This is a genomic window from Enterobacter cloacae complex sp. 372C4, assembly GCF_050030615.1.
GTDB lineage: Bacteria > Pseudomonadota > Gammaproteobacteria > Enterobacterales > Enterobacteriaceae > Enterobacter > Enterobacter intestinihominis.
In genome coordinates, this window is sequence record NZ_JBLGUQ010000001.1 from 1 (window position 1) to 21,353 (window position 21,353).

24 protein-coding genes and 2 pseudogenes are annotated in these 21,353 nt (G+C 52.9%); all 26 read right to left on the minus strand.

What is annotated here, in order from left to right; translation table 11 throughout:
• Nucleotides 1–311, minus strand: a pseudogene (locus ACQG11_RS00005) (hypothetical protein); the annotation flags it as partial.
• Complete coding sequence (locus ACQG11_RS00010; RefSeq protein ID WP_032634448.1) at nt 312–626, minus strand: hypothetical protein; 315 nt, start codon at nt 624–626, stop codon at nt 312–314. It abuts the pseudogene before it with no gap.
• Between the two features lie 43 nt (nt 627–669).
• The gene (locus tag ACQG11_RS00015; RefSeq protein ID WP_426728065.1) at nt 670–4,224 is read right to left on the minus strand and encodes a host specificity protein J; all 3,555 of its coding nucleotides are present in this window, start codon (nt 4,222–4,224) and stop codon (nt 670–672) included.
• Nucleotides 4,225–4,276: 52 nt separating this feature from the next.
• A complete protein-coding gene (locus ACQG11_RS00020; RefSeq protein WP_001158650.1) occupies nt 4,277–4,885 on the minus strand; it encodes a tail assembly protein in 609 nt (202 codons plus the stop codon).
• A gap of 49 nt (nt 4,886–4,934) precedes the next feature.
• Nucleotides 4,935–5,159: a YebO family protein gene (locus tag ACQG11_RS00025; protein WP_015980116.1), complete on the minus strand. Its 225-nt coding sequence runs from the start codon at nt 5,157–5,159 to the stop codon at nt 4,935–4,937.
• A 47-nt stretch (nt 5,160–5,206) separates the two neighbouring features.
• A complete protein-coding gene (locus ACQG11_RS00030; protein WP_426728066.1) occupies nt 5,207–5,917 on the minus strand; it encodes a C40 family peptidase in 711 nt (236 codons plus the stop codon).
• 1 nt (nt 5,918) lies between these two features.
• Complete coding sequence (locus ACQG11_RS00035; protein ID WP_059343127.1) at nt 5,919–6,677, minus strand: phage minor tail protein L; 759 nt, start codon at nt 6,675–6,677, stop codon at nt 5,919–5,921.
• Nucleotides 6,674–7,012, minus strand: a complete 339-nt coding sequence (locus tag ACQG11_RS00040; protein ID WP_016063127.1) for a phage tail protein — start codon at nt 7,010–7,012, stop codon at nt 6,674–6,676. The genes ACQG11_RS00035 and ACQG11_RS00040 overlap by 4 nt, the downstream gene beginning before the upstream one ends.
• 2 nt (nt 7,013–7,014) lie before the next feature.
• The gene (locus tag ACQG11_RS00045) at nt 7,015–10,329 is read right to left on the minus strand and encodes a phage tail tape measure protein (RefSeq protein WP_426728067.1); all 3,315 of its coding nucleotides are present in this window, start codon (nt 10,327–10,329) and stop codon (nt 7,015–7,017) included.
• 57 nt (nt 10,330–10,386) lie between these two features.
• Entirely contained in the window at nt 10,387–10,728 is a 342-nt protein-coding gene (locus ACQG11_RS00050; RefSeq protein ID WP_285923895.1) for a hypothetical protein, read from the minus strand.
• Between the two features lie 55 nt (nt 10,729–10,783).
• On the minus strand, nt 10,784–11,062 hold the full coding sequence (locus ACQG11_RS00055) for a phage tail assembly protein T (RefSeq protein ID WP_426728068.1): 279 nt from the start codon (nt 11,060–11,062) through the stop codon (nt 10,784–10,786).
• A gap of 8 nt (nt 11,063–11,070) precedes the next feature.
• Complete coding sequence (locus ACQG11_RS00060; protein ID WP_016240212.1) at nt 11,071–11,454, minus strand: phage tail assembly chaperone; 384 nt, start codon at nt 11,452–11,454, stop codon at nt 11,071–11,073.
• A 26-nt stretch (nt 11,455–11,480) separates the two neighbouring features.
• A pseudogene (locus ACQG11_RS00065) lies at nt 11,481–11,906 on the minus strand (phage tail tube protein); the annotation flags it as partial.
• 59 nt (nt 11,907–11,965) lie between these two features.
• On the minus strand, nt 11,966–12,313 hold the full coding sequence (gene gp17, locus ACQG11_RS00070) for a tail completion protein gp17 (RefSeq protein WP_022648886.1): 348 nt from the start codon (nt 12,311–12,313) through the stop codon (nt 11,966–11,968).
• Nucleotides 12,310–12,759: an HK97-gp10 family putative phage morphogenesis protein gene (locus tag ACQG11_RS00075; RefSeq protein WP_006809157.1), complete on the minus strand. Its 450-nt coding sequence runs from the start codon at nt 12,757–12,759 to the stop codon at nt 12,310–12,312. Before ACQG11_RS00075 ends, gp17 begins: the two co-directional genes overlap by 4 nt.
• Nucleotides 12,756–13,094: a phage head closure protein gene (locus ACQG11_RS00080; RefSeq protein ID WP_006809158.1), complete on the minus strand. Its 339-nt coding sequence runs from the start codon at nt 13,092–13,094 to the stop codon at nt 12,756–12,758. The genes ACQG11_RS00075 and ACQG11_RS00080 overlap by 4 nt, the downstream gene beginning before the upstream one ends.
• Nucleotides 13,094–13,420, minus strand: coding sequence for a head-tail connector protein (locus ACQG11_RS00085; protein WP_006809159.1), 327 nt, complete (start codon nt 13,418–13,420; stop codon nt 13,094–13,096). Before ACQG11_RS00085 ends, ACQG11_RS00080 begins: the two co-directional genes overlap by 1 nt.
• Nucleotides 13,421–13,453: 33 nt before the next feature.
• Nucleotides 13,454–14,611, minus strand: a complete 1,158-nt coding sequence (locus ACQG11_RS00090) for a phage major capsid protein (protein ID WP_006809160.1) — start codon at nt 14,609–14,611, stop codon at nt 13,454–13,456.
• 2 nt (nt 14,612–14,613) lie between these two features.
• Complete coding sequence (locus ACQG11_RS00095; protein WP_032673522.1) at nt 14,614–15,291, minus strand: HK97 family phage prohead protease; 678 nt, start codon at nt 15,289–15,291, stop codon at nt 14,614–14,616.
• A 17-nt stretch (nt 15,292–15,308) separates the two neighbouring features.
• Entirely contained in the window at nt 15,309–16,583 is a 1,275-nt protein-coding gene (locus ACQG11_RS00100; RefSeq protein ID WP_426728069.1) for a phage portal protein, read from the minus strand.
• Entirely contained in the window at nt 16,583–18,097 is a 1,515-nt protein-coding gene (locus tag ACQG11_RS00105) for a terminase large subunit (protein ID WP_015980155.1), read from the minus strand. Before ACQG11_RS00105 ends, ACQG11_RS00100 begins: the two co-directional genes overlap by 1 nt.
• 6 nt (nt 18,098–18,103) lie before the next feature.
• The gene (locus ACQG11_RS00110; RefSeq protein ID WP_045133819.1) at nt 18,104–18,589 is read right to left on the minus strand and encodes a hypothetical protein; all 486 of its coding nucleotides are present in this window, start codon (nt 18,587–18,589) and stop codon (nt 18,104–18,106) included.
• A gap of 185 nt (nt 18,590–18,774) precedes the next feature.
• Nucleotides 18,775–18,978 (minus strand): hypothetical protein, encoded by a 204-nt coding sequence (locus tag ACQG11_RS00115; protein WP_006809165.1) that lies wholly within the window; start codon nt 18,976–18,978, stop codon nt 18,775–18,777.
• Complete coding sequence (locus tag ACQG11_RS00120) at nt 18,978–19,319, minus strand: HNH endonuclease (RefSeq protein WP_276201351.1); 342 nt, start codon at nt 19,317–19,319, stop codon at nt 18,978–18,980. The genes ACQG11_RS00115 and ACQG11_RS00120 overlap by 1 nt, the downstream gene beginning before the upstream one ends.
• On the minus strand, nt 19,316–19,906 hold the full coding sequence (locus ACQG11_RS00125) for a hypothetical protein (protein ID WP_426728070.1): 591 nt from the start codon (nt 19,904–19,906) through the stop codon (nt 19,316–19,318). Before ACQG11_RS00125 ends, ACQG11_RS00120 begins: the two co-directional genes overlap by 4 nt.
• On the minus strand, nt 19,888–21,345 hold the full coding sequence (locus tag ACQG11_RS00130) for a glycosyltransferase family 2 protein (protein WP_426728071.1): 1,458 nt from the start codon (nt 21,343–21,345) through the stop codon (nt 19,888–19,890). The genes ACQG11_RS00125 and ACQG11_RS00130 overlap by 19 nt, the downstream gene beginning before the upstream one ends.
• Nucleotides 21,346–21,353 lie beyond the last annotated feature (8 nt).

Consider the following 21,353-nt stretch of genomic DNA (forward strand, 5'->3'; position numbering starts at 1 on the left):
CCGTAGTCTGGCTTTGTCTGCGGGAAAATAGAGAAAAAATAAACGTACGCTGTGCCGGTTGCATTCGGTCTGAGAAAATCAATCGTGATGGTGTTCCCGCTTATCGTCTGAGTGATTTCGACCTCAACCGTGCAATGAACGAACGCGACAACGGGCTGACCTGCGGGGAAAGTGTGCGTCACTTTGGTATTGAAACCCGTTGTTCCCTGAAGTGCCGCTGTCTTTCGCGCCTGTAGAGCGATTGGCGAGCTGTTCGCGGTCACCCATACTTCCCCGCTCGTCGTTGTCAGTAAACCGCCATACTCCGCCATTTATGCCCTCTCGATCTGGAAAATGAGATAAGCCGCTGCCGCAGGCTCAGTCCCTGCTGAGTAGTCGGTATCGCCTACTGCTGACACTGTCGCGGTTCCCCCTGAAATAGTGATCTTCCTCCGACTCGTTCCAAACTGATCACCGTTCATGACCTGAAAATAGGTAAGCCTGCAACCCGGTGGAAGCGCTACGGAGTAAGAGCCTGTTTTCTGGTTCTGGGCCAGCTGGAGATAGCCACAAACACTGACGGGCTTAATGCCATAGTTATTTACCTTGCCTGATGTGTCCCAGGATTGAACACCGTATTCAGCCATAGTTTTCTCTTTCAAAAAAAAAGGCCCCATAAGGGGCCTCCAGTCACCATGTACCAGTGATTCTCCCAATCTGCACCCTCAACACATTGTTGGAGTCCCGCACGCTTATAGTTTCGTTTGTCTGTTTCATTGCTCCTTCGCCCGCGGTTGAACCATAGTTCTCAAGCTTGCCCGTCCTAAAGTTTATGGACAGGCCAGACTGGTTCGGAACGTAGTTAACCGAGCTGATTGTTTCAGCCAGTTTCGCTCGCGTGATAGTGGCATCACCTATTACCGTATCCCTGATAATTACCTGCCCGTTCTGGATAACGAACGGAAGGGTCACCGTGGCTCCGGCCTGGTGCGTTACGGCGAAGCGGTCAGCCAGGAAGATGACCTGTGACTGCATGCCGGATGGCGTGTTCTCAACGCCGATCCCCATCCCTGCGGCGTAATACTGTCCATTGCTGGCGACGCCAACCTTGATGTTATACATCGCTTTCAGATCACCATTAACGTTCGCGATGGCCTGAGCGTTAGTGGTAATGGCTGACGTATGCCCGTTGATGGTCGCCGTGATGCCGTTTACCTGCGTGGCCATAGCCTGTTGATAGTCCGAGAACGTCTGGTTCAGGCTGTTGATGGATGCCTTGTTGCCGTTCACGTCAGTCTGCAAACTCAGCAGCGAACGCGCCGTTGCCTCCTTCTCGTTGACGATCACCTCATCAATGCGGTCCAGCTGCGCGCTGTTACCGGCGACCGATGCCGACAGTGTTTTGCGCGCGGCCACCTGCGCCAGATTGCCCTGAATAATCGCGATGGCGGAGTTCTTCACACCTCCCGCCATGCCGTCCACAGACACGCTGATGTTATCGATTCGCTGACCCAGTGCGGTATCGGCCGTCGCTACTGTCTGCTCAAGCTCGTTCAGAGAAGAAGAAACATCTCCGACCTTGCTCGACAGGTTTGTAACGCTGGTCTGAACCTTCCCGATATCCTGGGCGTTTTTGGCGATTTCCTGCGCCTGTTGCGCCAGTTCGTCGTTGGCCTGTTTGATGTCGTCAGCCATGCCAGCAATTTTTTCATTGCTGTCCACCGCGTTCTCGATCAGGTCTTTGAACGTATCGGAACCTTTCATGTCCTCCAGAATGGCATCGGTGATATCGGATACATCAATGCTGGCCTGTCCGCGCACAAAGTCTGTATACCCTGATTCGTTTCCGCTGCGGTCCACCAGCTGCGCGCGGTACCAGAAAATTTGCCCAGCCTTTAGGCCCATCTGCTGATACTTGCGCTGCGGATAGGGTACGTCTGCCAGCAGCATCGCATCGTCCTCGGTACCGGTCAGGCTGTACTGAATTTCAGTCTTCAGCGTGTCTTCGGTGTTCGCCGGGAATCCCCAGCTCAGCTCGATACCGAAAACCACATTATCAGAAGCGATGAAGCCGACCGGTTTCGGCGGATTGCCCACTTTCCCCGTCAGCGTTTTCTCTTCCGAATAGCCCCATCCGGACGAGATTTCTGCGGCATTGATTGCGCGTACGCGCACCAGGTAGCGCCCGGCATAAATCCCGGGGACGTCGAATGACGTGGTGGAGCTGCGCGGCACGTTAACCCAGTTCCCATCGTTGCGGCGCCATTGCGCTTCATAGGCGATAGCGTTCTGCGCCTGGTCCCAGCTCACGCGCATCGTTTCGACGCTGATATTTTGCTGCACCACAGAAAACGAGCTGATCACGATGTTCGCAGGCGGCGACTGGTTGCCCGGCGGGATCACGCTCACCGGCCGCTGGTCAATGATGGCTCCGGTATCGATTCGGGCATATTTATCCGGATCGTGCCATGCACCGGTAATGGTGAAAGTGCCATCATCGTTATCAGCGACACTCACAACACGATACTGCTGCGCGTAAAGCTCGTCAGATTCAACCACCCAAACAGCTTCGGCCTGTGGCGTCTCACTGTATGCCGTGGTGACTGTGACTGATTCCCCGTTCACGGCCTGAATGGTCCTGCTCTGCGACGCTCCGGAGGGAAGGTTGAGAATAAGGCGATCACCTGGTGCTGCATCAGCTACGCGGTCAAGTTTGATAACGCGACCGTTAACGGCGCTGATGCGGCCGCCCATAACCTTTCCGGAAAGCAGCTCGTCTGCCACGGCGATGATGTAGCCCGGCTGCGGAATGTTTCCGTCCAGCCCGACATCAAACGAAACAACGCGATCCTTGTTATTGGTGAGAATACCCCAGCGCCCCTTTCGGTTCGCCTCTGACTGCCTGGTGCAGCCGATGGCTGTCATTTCCAGCTGATTGAAGCCGTACCGCGCCACCAGCGCCTGCTCAAATACCGGCTCCATCGCGTCGGCATAAGCGTTACCCGGGTCTGACCATGAAACCAGCGCTGTGGTGTAGCGGCTTTTCGTGGTGCTGCTCGAATAGGTGAAGCGACCGCCAACAACGTTAGCGCGCGTATAGCTGTAATCAACATCGCGCGGCATGTCAGCCAGGGCCACAATCTGATCCCCGCCCCAGTAGGTCATGCCACGGAAGATAGCGGCAAAATCACGCAGGACTGTGTAGGCGTCGTTCCGGTCCTGGATGTACACGTTGCAGGTATAACGTGGTTCGGTACCGTTGCCCCCTTTGCCGTCTGGTACCATCTGATCACAATACTGGGCAACCTGATAAAGCGTCCATTTATCAATATTCGCAGCGGTCAAACGGTGCCCGAGGCCGAACCGGTCAGAAACAACCAGATCGTAAAAAATCCACGCAGGGTTATCCGTCCATGCCCACTTAAACGCACCGGTCCATGTACCGCTATAAGTGCGGATTTCAGGGTCGTAGGTATCTGGAACGCGGATAACACGGCCGCGGGGCTCGCAGGAGATCTGCGGGATAGAGCCGTTAAACTGACTTGAATCGAATTCGATGTAGAGTAGCGCTGTGTTTGGATATCGTAACTTGGCGTCAATCACCTCAGTGAAGCTCTGCAGCGTCATCGTGTCGCCGATCTTCGCGCTGTTGGCGTCAGAGGTAATCTTACGCAGGCGGATTGTCCAGGTGCTGCCAGCCTGCGGTAAATCAATACGATGGCTGCGCTCATAACCAGACGTCGTTTTTCCGGTCACGCTGGTATTGAGTACCGTCTGCCATGCGCCGCCGTCCGTCTGCAGGTCAATTGCATAATTGACCGAGTAACCCACCAGATCGCCGTCGTCCTCCTGTTTGAAAAGCGAGGGCCATTTAAGACGCAGGCGAACTGCTGAAAGCTGCGTATTGGTAAACGTGCGCGTCCAGGCTGTGGCACTTGATACCTCAGTTCCTACGCTGATCTCGTTTTCGGTACCGGGAATACCCTGAATATATTTTTGCGCCTGAGTTCCCGCGCGAAACTCCCACGTTACCCCGCTGAAGTTTTGGGAGCCGTCAGCATTCTCCAGCGCTGTTCCGTCCAGGTAGATATCTTTGCCGGTGAGCTGTCCAGCAAACTCCCCTTCCCCAAGCGCAACGAGGATCTTTGCCTTCGCTACAGATTGCAGATCATCAGGCTGTTCGGTAGGGGTTCGGGAACTTGAGCTGCCGCCCTTGCGGCCTTTTAACACTTTATCTGTAGCCATATTGCGCCCATAAAAAAGCCACCCGAAGGTGGCCAGAAAAAAGGTTAGTTATCTACTGCTGATCTTCGACATAAATTCCGGCAGAAATAATCGCTCCGCCGATTCGACGCTTACCATAAAGCAGAGGCACTGGGTAGCCTTGCGCTGCAGTGTTGGTTACCCCGCCAAACGCATACGATGCACGGTTATCTGCGCTTTGTTTACTGGCTATGCCTGATGGCTGCGGTGAAAGCAGCTGAATAACCCCACCGAGGACCAACGAGGCACCAGTGGCAGCAGCAAACCCCGTCAATCCACCAGCAGCGAAAGCAGCGCCAATACCGCCGGGGCCAGTCAACACAGCAGCAGTAATAAGCACGGCCCCCAAGATCGTCTGCAAAAGACCAGCCTTTTTACTCCCTATTACTACAGGGACAATCCGGATCACTTCGCCGGTGACGGGAAAGCCGAGATCATCAACGCCAATATTCTTTTTATCTCTATAAACGGCATACGTCAGCCCTCGGGCTTTGCTTGTGTTTAAGAATTTCTCGAATCCATTGATGGTTTTCGCGAGTGCATTAATGGCTTCAGCAGTAGTGCGAACCAGACGGTGATGAACCCTTCCATATGTCTTAGCTAGCACGCCACTTAGCTCAATTCTTGTCATTACCTCTTGCATGCTGCCCCCATAAAAAAACCACCCGTAGGTGGTTTATTAATTTACGCTCTCAAAGCCCAGCTTTTTTCCTTGCTTCTTCAAGGTAGTTTTCTTTCGACTGGTCTTTGTTATTTGCCTCGAAGTTTGGATCTACTATTTTTGATAATTTCTGGTCGATAGACTCAAGTAATTCAACCTGCCTGTTCGCTCTGACGCTGGCGCGGTTGATGAAAAACCAGAGAATTAACCCAATAAAAATACCGACGAAGATCCAACCAAACCCAACTGTATACATATCGTTCTCCTTGCCGTGTACTACACGATAGTATCAGTGACAGTTTGTTAAATAAAATTCTGATGTCTAAGAATCTTCATCGTCCTTTCCTGCCAGTAGCCACCATACGGCACGCGCTGGCTCAGATGTCCGTACAGGTGGTGCAGCAGCATATTGCCCTCCAGCAGAATTCCAGCGTGGTTCCACTTATCAGCCTGGACCTGCATGATCACCATATCGCCGGGTTTCGGTGGTCCGTCGAATTCACGGAATCCGCACTCATACCAGCAATCCTGATAGAAGTTGTCCGGATAGTCGTTTTCCCACCAGGGATAATCAACCCGGTAATCGTGGAGCTCGATACCGTGGGTCTGCCGGAAATAGCTCATTACCAGCCCCCAGCAGTCGAAGTGTCCAAGCACAAACGGACGCTCCAGCAGTGGCAGTTCTCCGCGCGGCTGGATGGTGCGTAAATCCCCCTCCGGCCAGCTCACAATATGCCAGGGTAAAAGCGTTGCGTCGCATTGCGCTTTATCCAGTTCGCTCGGTTGCGTTGTGGCGTCAGGGTGACTGTGAACGATGGCGATCACCGTTCCCCAGTCCTCAGCAGCTGCGTAGTCTTCGTGGCAAAGGACAAAATTGTCCTCCGGCGCAGCGGCAAGATTCCGGCACGGGAAATAACGTTCAACGCGGCTTTTTTGCGCCACCACGCCGCAACACTCGCGAGGATAGTCAGCTGCAGCATGCGCCATAATCGCATCGATGGTTTTCTGACGCATATCAACTCCTGATCAGCGACGTACCAGGGAAGCCACCAAACGAGAGTTCGTTATTTTCGCCGAATCGGAGTTTGCAGGCCGTCAGCGTGCCATTGCATTCATCCAGCGACGGATCGCTTACCGGGTTGTTGTTTTTATCGAAATAGCGGGTGCCGGCATAGTCGCAGCCGTCGCCGGTACGATATTTATTCCGGATGCACCAGGTACACAGGGAATGAAGCTGTCGCGTCGGGATCATTTGCCCCTGCAGGTCCATTGGGCTGGACAGAACAAATTCAACGGTTTCACCGGCAAGCTCGCCCGTTTTCCCGTCGATATACCAGACCTGCAGCTTTTCCTGAGTCGGGTCTGCTGTAGTGTTACCGTCTGCGAAATTCCTGGCATCGAGATATTTCTCTTTTGTGTCGTGAATAGTGACTTTCGCCTGCAGCAGATCGTCATACGCAAGACACAGAGCAGAAATGGAGCTTTCGATGTTCGCAACCGTCAGTGATGGCGTTGCATTGCTCCCACTGGTTGATTTCTCCAGACCTTCCAGTTGATACGGCCAGGCGGCGTATTCATTTCCCTGCCACCAGATTGGTTTCGCCGGAAGCTTGGACTCATCCCCACCAGCGGCGATGATTTCCGCTTCTGTATGGGGAATGCTGTAATTGTGAAAGCGGAGAACGTCCGTTAGCCCAAAGGAAGAACCGTCCACCTCAATCAGACGAACATCGTTTCCGGATTCCAGCTTCTGATAATCTGCGTTTAAGCTCATGGTTTAAATGCCTGGATGAATGTTGCTTCAAGGTTGAATTTCCCCGCGCCGAGCCCGGTGGGTTTATATGTTTCGCAACGATACAAACCCAAAGGTTCGAGCGGTGGCTTCCACTGAAAGGCTTTCGTCCCTTCATGCCTGTCGAGAAAAGATTTAATGGCGGAAATGTAGGTTTCGTTGCCAGTAAAGTTGAGCGTCCACTGCTGGGTTCTGGTATTCAATCCATCCCCTGAAACCTGCTCATATCCATCACCAAACTGTGCTTTCCTGACGCGGAAATTTATATCTGCCTCAGCGTTAAGTCGTGGGCACCAGGTGAAAGTTTCGATAGCCATTTTTATCGGGTTCCTTTCATTGCGTTCCAGATGTCACCGCCAGGGCGAATATCTCGCATGATGTTCTGCTTATATCGCTGATCAATATATTTACCGACATCAGCACCAAATTGCTCAAGGCCGGGTGAAGTCTGCGTGGAAGTATTTCCGTTGCCATCGATGGTGATGTAAACCTGTGGAGCCGAAGATACAGCCTGACCACCACCAGTGCCAACAGCCCGAACGCCAAGCGAACCATCAGCAGCACGGGTAAGCGGCATAATGGCTTCAGGTCCAGCCTCTGCAAACACACCCGCTCCTTTGGCAAAAGCAAAAAGCTGAGGGGTCTGAAACACGCCATTGCTGTATGCGCTCAGGGACGGAGAGTCGTAAACATTACCCTTCGCGTTAAAGGTGAAGTTCGCGCCAGCGTTCTGAATTGCAGTACCGCTACTGGCGGCAGCGGCGGAAGATGCGCCAAAGCTGAAGAGAGAACCAATTGAACTGACGCCGTTAGCAACAGCCATATTGACCAGAACATTCTGGATGATCTTCAGTACGCTGACACCCCAGTCCTTCCAGCTGTCGACGTTACCATTGAGCATGTCAGTAATCGAAGTTACCGCCCCACCCATTGCCTGCTTCATCCCGTCAGCTGCCATGGAGGAGTAATCTGTCGCTTCATCCACCCAGTTCGCATAACCCTCAGACAGTCCCGTCATCCAGTCGTCACGCTGCGCATCAGAAGCTGCGTAATATCCCTCCTGGTCGCGCAGGCGCTCTTCGAGGTAGCGCTTATTAAGTGCCAGCCCCTGCTGATAGAACGTCTCGTCGATTTCACCAGCCTGACGCTGGCGGAGAAGATCGGTATTCTTCTGCTCGAACTCCTTACGCAGATTGAACTGCTCCTGAAGTCTTTCACGGAACCTGGTACCCTGCCCGTAACCCAGCAGTTGCCCTTCATTAGCTGCTCGGGCGCTGGCGTTACTGTCGGCGAGGTTGGCTTCGTAATTTCGCAGTTGCTCACGCAATTTAACCTGGTCAATCAGCGCTGCATTCTGCAATACCGTCTTTTTCTGGGCTTCTGTCAGAGAAGCAAGCTCCCCCTGGCTGACCTGAAATTTAACCTTCGCCAGTTCAGTATTCTGGCCCTGCAGGGCAATCTGCTCTTTTTGCTGCTTGATAAGGCGCTTATACACATCCTCGGTTTTCTCGCCTTCGGTTTTACCGCCCTTCGCCTTAGGTTTGTTGGCCTCATTATTCCGCCATTCAGCAAGGCCGTTATTAATCAACTCCTGACGGCTTGTCTGGAATTGCGGATCACTGGTTAACCCCAGATCATCGGCTGCATAACTCAGACGCAGGCGCTCTTTTGCTTCACCCTTCAGGCGTGACAACTCCAGATCCCGGCGGCTCTTTTCGAGGGCATCGGTTTGCTTTTTGTCGAGGTCGGCCTGAGGAAGTCTGAGCGGGACGTTAGCCAGCCCTTGCCGGGCCATTAATAGCTGATTTCCCAGACCCAGCAGACGGTTAAATTCAGTATGCTGACCATTCATTATGATCATCGATTGATATACCGCATTCTGTCGCCAGGCTTGTTCGCGTATTAAATCATTACGACGCCGCTCAATTTCTTCGAGAGCCTGCTGAATGCCGCGAGATTTATCTCGCATGTCATTCAATTTTCCCTCTTCAACAGCGAGTTGATCCGTAACAATAGCTATTGCTTTAAGGATATTTGCATCGTTCTCGCTGGTAATGCCCGGTTTTCCACGCGATGCATTCAAATCGTCGATCTGGTTCTTCAGCTCACCAACCTTTTTGGCTTGCTCATCAACCAAACGATTTTGTTCAACGAGAGCCTCAACGGTTTGCCCACGATTTTCATCCGTCTCGGTCAGAGACATTTTTGAGGTTTTTTGCCTAATTTCATCAATCTGACCAGCATACTCCTGGGCGGAACGACGTGCCTGCTCCTGATTCTGATACATCGTGTACCAGGCACCGGCCCCCAGCATCAACAGCCCAGGCAACCCGCCGACAAGACCCAGCAGGCCTGTAGCGCCTGTTTTTACAAGCCCCAGCACTGATGTTGCAGAGTTTAGTGCCTTCTGAGAGGCTGCAACGGCTCTGTTTGACTGTACCAGTGCCGCATTTGCTGTAATCATTGCCCGGCGCTTGGATATGGCATTTTGAGTGGCAGTAGCCTCAGCATTAGTATTCTTTGCCAGCACAAGTTCTGACTGGGCAAGCTGGTAAGCCCGCTCAGCAGCAATAGCATCGGCAGCGGCCTTGCGCTGTGATTGTGTGGCTGTACTTGCCCTTGCGGCGGCGAGCGCTATTTCATTTTTCCTCGCTTCAACCAACTGCGCCGTCTGGCTTCCAAGATCGCCAATCATGCCGCCAATAAATCTTGAACCTCCGATGGCCGCCAGCACGCCAGCAGCAGAGGCAACGGTATTGATATTATCTGAAATCGCATTCAATGCCCCGGTTAGCGCGCTTGTCGCCCCAGTGGCTTCATTTGCACCACCTACCCACGCCAGAAATGCGTTTTCAATTTTGGTCGTTGCTGATGCAACGGTCTGTGGCATCGCGCTATATTCATCCTGTAACGCCCCAAGCTGGCTGATTAAAGCCGGAACAACTTTATCGGCGGTAAGTTGTCCCTGATCGGCCATAGCCTTTAAGTCTTTCCTGGCGACACCCATGCCGGATGCCAGCGCGCGAATAACGCGATCACCGTTTTCGTTGACGGAGTTAAATTCCTCGCCACGAAGAACACCCTGCGCCAGAGCCTGGCTGAACTGCGTGATTACAGAACTGGCCTCAGACGAGCTTGCACCTGACAGCTTAAGCCCTGTTGATATAGCCTCGGTTACCTTCAGAACCTCTTCTGAACTGTAGCCATATTCACGCATAGAAGCGGCTGAACGCGCAAAAAGGCTGGCATTATCTGAAAATGCCGTACCGGTTCGCTGACTGATTTCCATCAGCGCGCGCTGTGACTCGTTGAAATCATCTGTAGATTGTGATGCCTGCTTTAACCTGGCGTTAACTGAACTCCACTCGTCAGCTAAAGAAATAAGGTGCCCGGTGGCATATGCTCCTGCAAATGCTCCGGCAAGACCAACAGCAGACGCCTTAGCGGAATTAAGTTGTCCCGTTAAGTCAGCCAAAGCTCTCTGAGTTTCTCTGGACGCGGCTGCCGCTTGGCGGCCACCATTTTGCATGGTTCGGTAATAATCCTGCCCCATGCGTGAGGCGCGGGAAATTTCCGACTGGAACGATTGGGAGTTAGCAGAGATTTTAATTATCAGTTCGCGAAGAGTTGCCATGCTTTCACCAAATAAAAAAGCTCGCACACAGCGAGCTTCGTATTGAATAAAATTGCCCTACCTGCAAAGCGTCTTATAGACCTCAAGAAATGCCTTGTCGTCCTCTTTAATCAACACTGCTGAACCATTACTTGTTAATTTCCCATCAATAATCTCGACATAGACGTAAAATTTATTACGATAACTTGTGCCATCATTATTTTTTTTGTAAGTCACATCACCACAAACGTATGCTGCATTATCACCATACTTAAAATATTCAGCGTTAAACTTAGCATCATCTGGGTTATTTAATTTCTCTCTGACGATGTTTTCGCCATTTTTAATAAAATCATTTTTCTCAGGCTTACACGCGCTGATAAAAAACAAACACATGACGGCTATAATTAACTTTTTCATTTTTGCACCTTGATTGCATTATTCATGCTAATGCTAAACCCAGGTACTAGATTTGTCACTGAGTTGCAGCTGTAAGTGCAGCCTCAAGTCCTGCAAACGGGTCCTTCGGTTCTGATTGCTCATCACCACCCCAGCGCAGGATCGCATCGTCCAGCGTTACTTTTGCCCCCTGCGAGCCGTAGATGGCAGAGACGAGCTGGGCTGCCTGAATGTCGCCACGGATATCGCCAACCGGACTTTGCCTGTCGAACTCAATCCACATCAGAAGCTCGCTTGCCGTCATATTCTGCCGAAGCTCTGAGAGCGTGCGCCCCATCCGGAGCGCAAGCGACATCAGAAACTTTACGCCGGGGGTTGAGACTTTTCCCGCGCTTCGTCCGCATTGTTGATCAGGTCAAGAGCCTGTTTGAGCAGGCGTGAATGGACGGGGCCGTAGATTTCACGCACCTGCTCTTCTTCGTCTACGCTGAATACCGGTTGCTTATCGGTGTCGCACAGGACGTCAATGAAGAGCACCACGTCAGCGCAAAGATTACGGTGCGCCTTTTCCGATACCGACACATTTTCATCGTCGGCACCCCCTTTCACCACCTCCTGCCAGCGCAGCCAGGCTTCACCTGACGGCTCACGGAGAACCACTTTGACGCCTTCCCACTCAGGAACGGCGACCGTCTTATGACGAAAACCCGACATCTTAGCCAGGGCGAGATTTTTAATATTCTTCATGCGACCTCTCAGGAGCCAGACTCGATGCTTTCAGGCTTACCTTTCAGGCGCAGGGAGAACGTTGCCGCCACTACGCCGTTGGTACCGGAAGACCAGGTGTGCTGGCGGATTTCAGCCAGGAACTTAAAGCCTTTGCCGGACGGGAAAATGACCTGGAAAGCGTAGGTCGTATCGTTGTCATACGCATCACGCAAGGCGTCCTGCGCCGGATTCTTGTAGAAGTTGCCGGACAGAGAGATTTCTGACGGAGAAGGCAGGCCGTTGATGTTCTCCTGCTCGGTAGAGCAAAGTGTTGTTACGTCGATATCCTGCTTCTGACCACCGGTGAACTGAATTTCTTTGATGGTGCAACTCAGATCGAGGAAGGTTGCGGAATCCATCGTTTCTTTGGTGGCTGGCAGGGAGGAAATAAGGATCTTCGTCAGCTGCGATTTTTCATAAAGTGCAGACATAGCTGTCTCCTGGAAAAAGAAAACCCGCCATCAGGCGGGTTCGTTGGGTGAATTAATTGTCAGGGGGTAACTTTAAAATCCAGGGTGGCACGGTAGAGCCGATAATCTGGCTCGTACCCGGGGATTTTTACCACCTCTGTAGGGGTTAACGGCTCAAGCGAAGCGAGCACCAAATCTCTCAGGGATCGTGATTCAGCGATCGAAGTGGAATACACATCGACCTGAACGGAAACCCTGCTCTCTGCCTGGCCACACAGTACGTCAGCGGAAACATCATCGACGATGGAAAAGATAATCCAGGGTGGAGAGACAGACGGTTTCCCGTCACTACCTAATGGCGCAACATAGGGGTATACCCGTCCTTCTGCCAGGGAAGAAAGCAAGGCGTAGATATTATCTTCATTCACTTGCTCAATACCTCATCAATAGCCTGATTCATCCTGGCAATGGCGACGCTGGCGGCCTCTTCCTCGCGAGTATCGTAAGCGGGTCGCACAAACGGATGTGCAGGCATGTTCGCGGTGCCCAGCTCAACGAATCGCCAGTAAAAGGCGTTTCTCGGGTTATTAGCCTTCATCGTGTTATCGCTGTTGCCGGTGCGCGGGTTAACGCCACGAATATGGACGCCGGAAGAAATTTCCCCGCGGCGGCGGCTTTTTTGGGTAACCACCACCACGTTTTTTTTCAGTTTTCCGGTGCGTACCGGTGCACGTGCGATCACTTCTTCCTTAAGCACTTCCGCGCCGGCGCGCGTGGCATCACGAAGAACCTTATTGTTTTCAGCGCGGCTAAGCGCCTCCAGATCCTTTGCTATGTCATTTAACCCGGAAAAATCGAGGCTCGTCTCAATCATTTTTCAGCTCCCGTTTTGCAAAGAATTTCCAGGCGAGTGCCGGTCGAATTTGCTACCGGAGGACCGATGATATTTAGCACCTGGCCTTTATACGGCCCGCTTAGCACTTCCAGACGAGAAGAGGCGTTCAGGTCAGCCCTGAAGCGCATCCATACGCGAATAGTTGCCTGCGCCGTCTCCACGCCGCCTGACAGCTGCTCTCTGCCGCTGATCCCCTTCACCTCGGCAGAAATCGGCCTGCCACCACTCCACGATTCAACCGGCTGGCCAGATGGATCACGCGAGGTTGTGAAGGTGAGAATTTTTACCCGGTGCCTGAATCGTCCCGGTTCCATCAGGAGCCCTCCTCTGATTCGGCTTTACCGCGCCAGTTGCGATGAATGAACATCATGCGTTCGGCTGCTGCATTCTCATAAAGCTGCACTTCGCTTTGTGCCGTCCGGTGTTCAAACATGTCAGCAAAGACAAGCAAAACGGCGCCCTTAACGGCGGCAGGAATATCAGCCGCAACCTTCCATGCTGGTTCATCGCACCAGCGTATGCAGTAGTCAAAAGCGGCCTGGGCGTACAGCGTGATCAGCTCGTCCCTGTCGTCTTCCTCAAACTCAATCTGCTGCTTAAACAGACTGAGGGAAATTACATCCAGAACATCTATCGCCATACGTTAAAAGGGCGGGTTTCCCCGCCCCCTCCATCATGAGCCAGAAGAGAAGGTGCCCTTGATGATTGCTGTCGGGCGATAATGCGCCAGCGCCAGACGCTCTTCGCACAGGATGGTCAGCATGTTTTTCACGAAGTTATCGCGGTCTTCACGGCTGACTTCCACGGTGGCATCCATGCGATCCCAGACCTGTGAGGCCATATCGAAACCACCTACGGTAAAGGTGCCGGCGGCCTGCGCCTTAGTCGGAACCACTGGCAGGCCCCACATGATGTTACTGGTGAAAGCCTGAGGACCACCGAAGATATAGCGGCCTTCATTGTCTTTCAGCAACGCGATGTTGTGCCAGTCGCGCGGGTTCAGGACGATACCGGAAGCGCTGAACTCAGACTCGGTCACCTGATAAATAGCGTGAGCGATAATGTCAGCGCGGGTGTCGCCGGTGGCATTCAGCGAGGTGTCATAGGCCGTTGCCACTTTGTTCAGCCCTTCCAGGTTATCCCCGGTACCGTCGCCGTTCAGCAGCTGGCCCTCTTCCTTCAGTGCCAGGCCGTACATGAGGCGGTTGTTAATGTAGGACTGAAGCATTGGCGCATCATCCATCACCTGACGTGATGCCTGCACCCAGTGCGCGATGGTCTTCACGTTCGCGGTTTGTTTGCTGAAGGTGATATCCGATTCTGGCTTCAGCGCTTTCTCTGCCACCACGTCGGCGTTATTGGTAAACACCTCTTCACGCACATATTCCAGAGCGTTACTGGAAATGCGGCCCTGAGCCAGCAGATCACGAATGGTAAGACGGCGCAGGCCTGGCATGATGATGCCTGGGATCTGCATCGGCTGGATCAGTGAGCCAGCCGAATCAGCGTCACTGCCTAATGACTTGTTAAACGTTTTCGCGCCGAAGGTGCCCTGTTTACCGTCCCATGACTTAATAAGCTCTTCAGCAGCCCGTTCAGAGAAGGATTTCTTCTCACCAGGATTCTCAGCGCCGGATGCCAGTTTCTGTTCCAGATCGAAGAGGCGAGTGCCGGATTTGGTCAGCTCTTCCTGTACTTTCATCAGGTCGGACTGCAACTGTTTAGAAACCTGCCCCGTGCTTTCGATTTCTGCTTTCTGCGCATCGAAAAGCTGGGTCATTTTCTGCTGGGATTCTTCGATAGCTTTTTGAATGAGAGCGAGTTCTGACATAATTATTTACCTAAGTTAGAAGGGAAAGATTGGATGCTCTGAAGCAGAGCTTTGATTTGTGCTTCGTTTCCGTCGCCCTCGGACTCGCTCCGAATCGCTGACTTAAACCGGGCAATTAGCCCAACTGCCTGTGATTTGGTGAGGCCGACTGAATCCCTCAGCCAGTTCTCCACATCACGGATCGTTTCAATGCCGTCGACACTTTTCATGGCTGCAATGCCGGCCTGTTCGTTGGCCGGGAAAGTGCAGACGCTTATTTCACGCAGTGCCTGGACATTCTTGAAAATTCGACCGGTGGGAATGGTGGTGTAATCATCTTTTGCAACGGAAAAGCCAACCGACATGCCCTCAACCGTACCGTGCTGCATTGCAGCTTTAAGATCAGTGGCCCCGCTGTGCCCTGGCGTTAGTTGACCGCGCACATACAGCCCTTTTTGGTCTTCTTCCAGGTTGTCCCATTTTCCAACTGGCAGTTCCCACGTCCTGTGGTTAAAAAACATCGCCACTTTTCGGGTCTGGTTTGCCAGTGCGTTTTTAAACGCCCCGGGAAGAATGATGTCGCCATCGGAATCAGTGTTATTAAAGACAGAGGCATATCCTTCAAAGATCCCCTGCTTTCCGTCACCGGTGAATTTGATTTCTGTCTCGTCGAAAGAGAGCGTTTTTACAATTTCAGGCATTACGGCCCCCATAAAAATTAAGCCCCGTCATTACGGGGCTCTTTGTTGGTTCCTAAGTCGGTGATCGGCACGTATTGCGCCTGTCGCATTGCCACATCGCCACCAGGTAATGGAGGCATGTTGTCAGTTCGACGCATCTCGTTAATGGTGCGGAGCCCAGATTCGCCCATTGCCTTCATAAAGGCTGCGCGGGATGCAGAATCGCCCCTTAACAGACCATCAAGATTATGCTCAGCGTGAATCCGGCCAACATCCTTAGCCGGGATAAGCCAACGCTGAATGCTGTTTTCCCACCGGGAGATATAGGGCTGTAGTGTGTACTGTAGAAACCCGAGATTTTGCTGCTCGATGCCTGAGCCCCAGCTCGTTGACTTCTCCACATCGCCGACAAGGTGAGGCGGTACGCCAAAGAATCGCGCCAGCTCGCTAACCTGGAATTTTCGGGACGCCATCATCTCGGCATCCTGTGGCGTTACGCCGATAGGTGAGGTGGTAAATCCTGCTTCCAGAATCCAGAGCCTTTTTTTTACAGGCCCGCCGGCGATCTCTTTAAAGTTCTCTTCAAGCTGATTTCGCTGTGGTTCGGTTAGAACTCTGTCTCCGGTCATGAGAATTTGCGGAGACTTGGCGCCATTAGCAAAGAAATCACGTTGCTGATCCTCCATCGCAACTGCCACACCTGCCGATTTACAGGCAAAAGCAATGGGTGACAGGCCGACCAGCCCGGTGAATCCGAAGCCTTTGAGGTGAAAAATCTCTCTCTGCGAAAAGTCGGCGTATTCGCTGTCGCGTTGATAGCGATAAACCACTTTTTTTCCGACGAGTTTCACATCCATATTGGCAGACTGAAGCGGGAGAAGGCTTATCACGTCACCCGCGCTGTTGCGGTCCACCAGTGCATACGCGTTACCATAGAAACAGAGCTGCATCGTCATGGCCTCCCTGAATTCCTGGGCGGTCATGTACTGATTAGGGGAGTAGCGCAGCAGTCGCGCCAGCGGATTGCTCAAACCCACTTTTTTGCGGTTGTCATTCTGGTCGGTTTCGAAGACATCAAGCGGTAAGCATGCCGTGAGCGTTGAAATCAGGCTCACGCAGCGCCAAACCGTCGAAATTTGCAGTATCCGTTCATCGTTAATGGATGAATCGCCCAGGTGTCCGTGGGCCGAAACAGGCCCCGTCTGTGAGCCCTGATTTGGGGTGACTAAACGCCCGCCGACAAACCAGGACTGCAGCCTTGCCCACCAGCCGTTATTGGTTCGCAGGTCAATCGTGTATTTAGGTTCTTCCATCACATGCTCAGCGGTCGGAAAATGAAGTCATCGAAGTCACCACCCTGTTCGGTAACTTCCCCATTAGCAGCACCAACGGACATTGTCATTGCGACCATGCCATCAATACGGCCTGTTGCTTTGGACTTATCGAGCTTGCGGTTGCCAGCAGCATCTTTCACCACCACCGCATTCACAGCACACATCGTTAATACTGGGTGCATGCCATGCCTCACACGCCCGTTAAGCATCAGAGACTCCAGCGTGTCTACAGCTGGCCCCATATCCTTAAAGCCCTGGCCGAACTCGACCAGCGGGAGGCTCAACCCAATGGCATCGGCATCCTTCCTGAACTGGTCAATGCGCCAGCGGTCAAAAGCCATCGAGGTAAGGTCGAAATCACCGATAATTTCAGCGATATCCGCAACGACGAATGAGTAATCTACCGAAGCGCCTGGCGTGGTGCGCAGCAGCCCCTCTCTCACCCACACGTCATAGGGTGCGCGGTCCGTTTTGGTTCGCTCTTCAAGAGTTTTTTGCGGTGTCCAGAAGAAGGGGAAAACATCCCAGACACCATCATCTGCTTCACCAGCGATAACCAGCGCCGTTAAGTCGTTCCTGGCTGACAGATCCAGCCCCGCGTACCACTTCCTCGGCGTGTTAATCGGCATCTCTCCGCAAAGCTCCCACACGCTGCGGGAGATAAACGGCGATACGGTAGACACGCGCTGATTGAGGTTGAGGTTTCGGAAGGTGTTTTCGAAGCTTGGCATTCGGCCAGCTTTCTCAGCCTGGCGCGCCATGTCTTTTTCTGACCTGAATGTTCCCAGCGCCGGGTTCGCAGCCAGCCAGGACTCGCGTTTACTGATATCAGCGTCTTTTGGCGCTTCATAAACGTGGCACACGATGTGCGGATCTTTCGATTTGACCGCATCATCAATCCAGATGCTCAGCAGGTCAGCATCGTTTGCTGCCTGCGTACTGATAACAATCAGCAGCGGGTTCTCATGCGCCCCCTGCGCGGTAGTTATTGCATCGATAAAATCATCCTGTGGTCCCCTTACCTGCCCGGTTTCATCAAGAATGGCCAGAATGGGGGAAAGGCCGTGCGTCGTCTTACCTTCTGCGGATAAAGCCTTGTATTCGACGTTACACGGCAAACCAATCAGCTTTTTGCCGCTTGGCGTAATGTGAACAATCTCCTGCAGTTTAGGGTTCAGGTTGACCATCTTCACCGCGAGGTTAAAAACGATGGCCGCCTGTTCCCGGCTAAGTGCACCGCTGACAATCTGCGTGTTCTGGACCGCTTCAGGCCCCACCAGGTGAGCCAGGAGGATTCCAGCGATTAAGCCTGTTTTACCGTTTTTTCGGGCGATGCTGAGGATCGCCATATCCGTTCCGGCTGGATTGTCGTAAACCGCCAGGATGAAATCTTTCTGAAAGGGGTCCAACCGCATAGGCTGGCCGATAAGCTTGCCTTCCGGCACGATGCAAAAGCGCTCAATGAACGCTATTACACGCTCACCTCGCGTCATAGTCTTTTATCCGTGCTTGGGAAAGGCGATCAGGTTGTCGTCCTGGTCCTGATGCTCGGTTTTGGTATTTCGTGCATCACGATCATTCTGATTGCGTTTCTTCTGGTCGCGGCTTTCACCGTTGGTTGCGTGGGAATGGATCTGGAGGTCACGGCGCTGGGCCAGAATAGTTCGCTGCAGTTCAACAATTTGCTTGCGGAGGTCTTTAATAAGCCCTTCTTCGCGGCCCTCTCCGCGTGTTCGCTCTTCTTTGCGTAAATCCTTACGCAAAACCGTGATATAGAGCTGGTTATTTGCCAGTTCTACAGCGGCCAGAAGGTCGGCCGGCGTCCAGCTGTCCAGAGCTTTCGATCTGATATTGTCATGCCAGAATGGTTCGGCTTTTTTTTCCAAACCTGCATGGGACGGAGGATCGATGGTGTCCACTGCTGCATTTTTCATGGCCTGAACCGCTGCCGCCGAACTGTCGGAACGGGTTCGTTTATCTGCCATATGTCAACACCTTAAAACTAAAAAAATCGGGTTAGCGTTAAAATCAAACTTTGGCGGCGGTCATTTGGGGCAAAGGTTTTGAAGATTTGATCCCCCCCCCCTGCCCTGATGCGATTCATTCTCATTTGATATCATTGCATTTGAAATGATTTCACATGATAGGTAATCGACTTGCCGCCGCCGCGCTATGCCGAATGTTTGTCTACCTGTTCGAGTTTCTGATCGCCTTTCCCGTACTCGGACCACACATGCCCTGAGACGGTCAGTGTCGGTACGTTCTCGCCCACGGTGTGGGAGAACTGGATAGACGTTACGTGCTTCATCTCCACGCCATCAATCGCCAGATGAACAAACTTACCGTCTCGGTATTCAATGATGAGGTCTTTCATTACGTGCTCCAGTGAGACGCAGGATCGAGCGGGTAGCCGTTGGCATCACAGCCTATTACCGCGCCGCTCTTCTCCATTCTCTGTTTCGTTGAATCATGATGTGCTTTGCACAGTGGCTGCCAGTTATCTTTATTCCAGAACAGGAGCTGTGCTTTCGATATGGCCAGCGGGTTACCTGACTTAAGCGCATCTTTCAGTTTGTGGGGCACGATATGGTCAACCACCGTTGCTGGTGTTATGCGCCCCTGCTGCTCGCACATCACACACAGTGGGTGCTGCTGGAGAAAACGCAGACGGGCCTTATCCCATCGGCTGCCATATACACGGGGCTCTTTGTTCATGCCAGTCTCCATGCACGGCGGCGTTCTGTCCTCGGCTCGTTGTCAGGGTGACGCTCAACCGCCGGCATGTCGGCGTGATCCACCAGCGAGTAACACGGATAAATTACCCTGCCACCGAACGCCTCACCGACGGCGTAATCAGCTGCCAGCGTTTTATTCCATGCGCTGAGCATGCGCCCCAGCCTGCCCTGAGGAGGGCTATAACATACCCCGTGAATCAGCTTGCTTAATACGATGTGGTCACCGCAGACGCGATCCGCATCCACCAGCATTCCGGCTATCTCTTTCTGATACTGCGGCGGTCGGCCCGTACCGAGATAAAAGCTCAGCATGTCATCAGGGAAGCGCACCAGCCAGTCAGTTACCTTTTTGGTGAATCCCTGCACCGGTAGCGCGTCGTCTTCCAGCACGACTACCCGGCAAGGTTGCTCAGCAGCCCATTCAAGCGCGCGTCGGTGATTCCAGTTCGCGCCGTGGTTACCGTCATCAATAAGCAGATGGGCATCCAGCATCGCAGCGAGACGTTGTGCATGATCTATCCGGGTGTGGTGACCAACAACAACAAACTTCACTTGTGGCGAAACCATGCAACCTCCTTCCCGAATCCATCTGTTTTAAAGATGGTGTGCACCTTAGGACCGGTAACGATGCGATCTCCGAAAGACTTTGCAGCCATACCGAAAGCACCCATGTCCACCAGCGTTGCCGGTGCTAACTCCATCTTCCAGAAACGGTGGCTTTCAATCAGGTAATGCTGTCGGATGATCCGGTGAGCAAACTCCATTACGTCTTCACGGCTGCCACCAAGCAGCCCAGCATTCAGCAGTGGTTCATCACGATGCTGCTCGATGAAATCGCTATACGCTTTGCCGTGGTGATTAGCCTTCATCCATTCGTCGGCATACGTCTTATGCTCTGAGCCAACGTAAATTTTACCCGGCTCCATTTCTGCCCAGGGCTCTCGCAACATTTCGACGTCAGTACCGTCCGTACACCAGACAAGGTGGTACTCAGGATGCGAACGTAGAAATTGATAGATGTGAAGCCAGCGAGCAAAGTAAGGGCTCATGTCCACCAGCGGGACTTCAACCAGATCGGCACCAGTTGGCGACTCTTTTAATTCGTCAGCCAGGACAATCGGCAACGCGCCGGATATTGAGTCCGCCCAAACCTGAAGAGCCCGCGGGTCAGGCTTCATTTTTCCGCCGCGCTGTGGGTCTGGCTGACTCGTAAGCAGCGTCGTAATCACCAGATTCGGATTGGTACTGTATGAAGCGAATCCGGTATAACCACTATCCCGCCGGCCGTTGAATATTCCGACGTTTCGTTTCACCAGTGCTTCACGGTCAGGCCGGGGAATAGAGCGCGTCCCCTCTTCATGCTCATCCATGGAGTGAATCAGCTTTTCAGAGCCGACCACATCAGCGAACGCCCAGGTCGATAACCCGGCGTTGTGAATGCGCAGCGCCAGATCGGGATGCTCGTACATGCCGCGACCGTATATCCGATCGAAACCGCCAACCTTCTCGATAGCGCTGCGGTGGTAATACAGCATCACGCCGCGCTGACCGGTGTAAGCGATGTGCTTATCATCCCGGTACAGGACCGCCATATCCTTCAGCTTATTCGTACCTGCAAGATCGAGAAACTGATAAGCCAGGTGCGGCTCGGGTGATTCGATGTAAGGCAAGTGCCAGTTATCAGCGATGGGCCAGGCGTCATCGTCCCACAGGAAGAGATGCTCACACCCGGCGTCCATCAGCGCGGTTAAACTGGCGTTCTTCGATGCAACAATGCCGAGTGATGTTTCATGGCGAAGCAGCTGCACGCCGTTAGGCACTACTGCGGCAGGTTTCGAACCATCATCTACAACCACCACCAGCGCGAAGGCTGGCAGGTGCCTCAGATGCTGTTCGAGTGAACGTTTTAAAACGTCTGCGCGCTGATGTGTCGAAATGGCAATGCCGATCCGGGATGAAACGACGCTGGCGGGAGCGTATGGGACACCATCAATAGTGACCTGCATATGTCCTC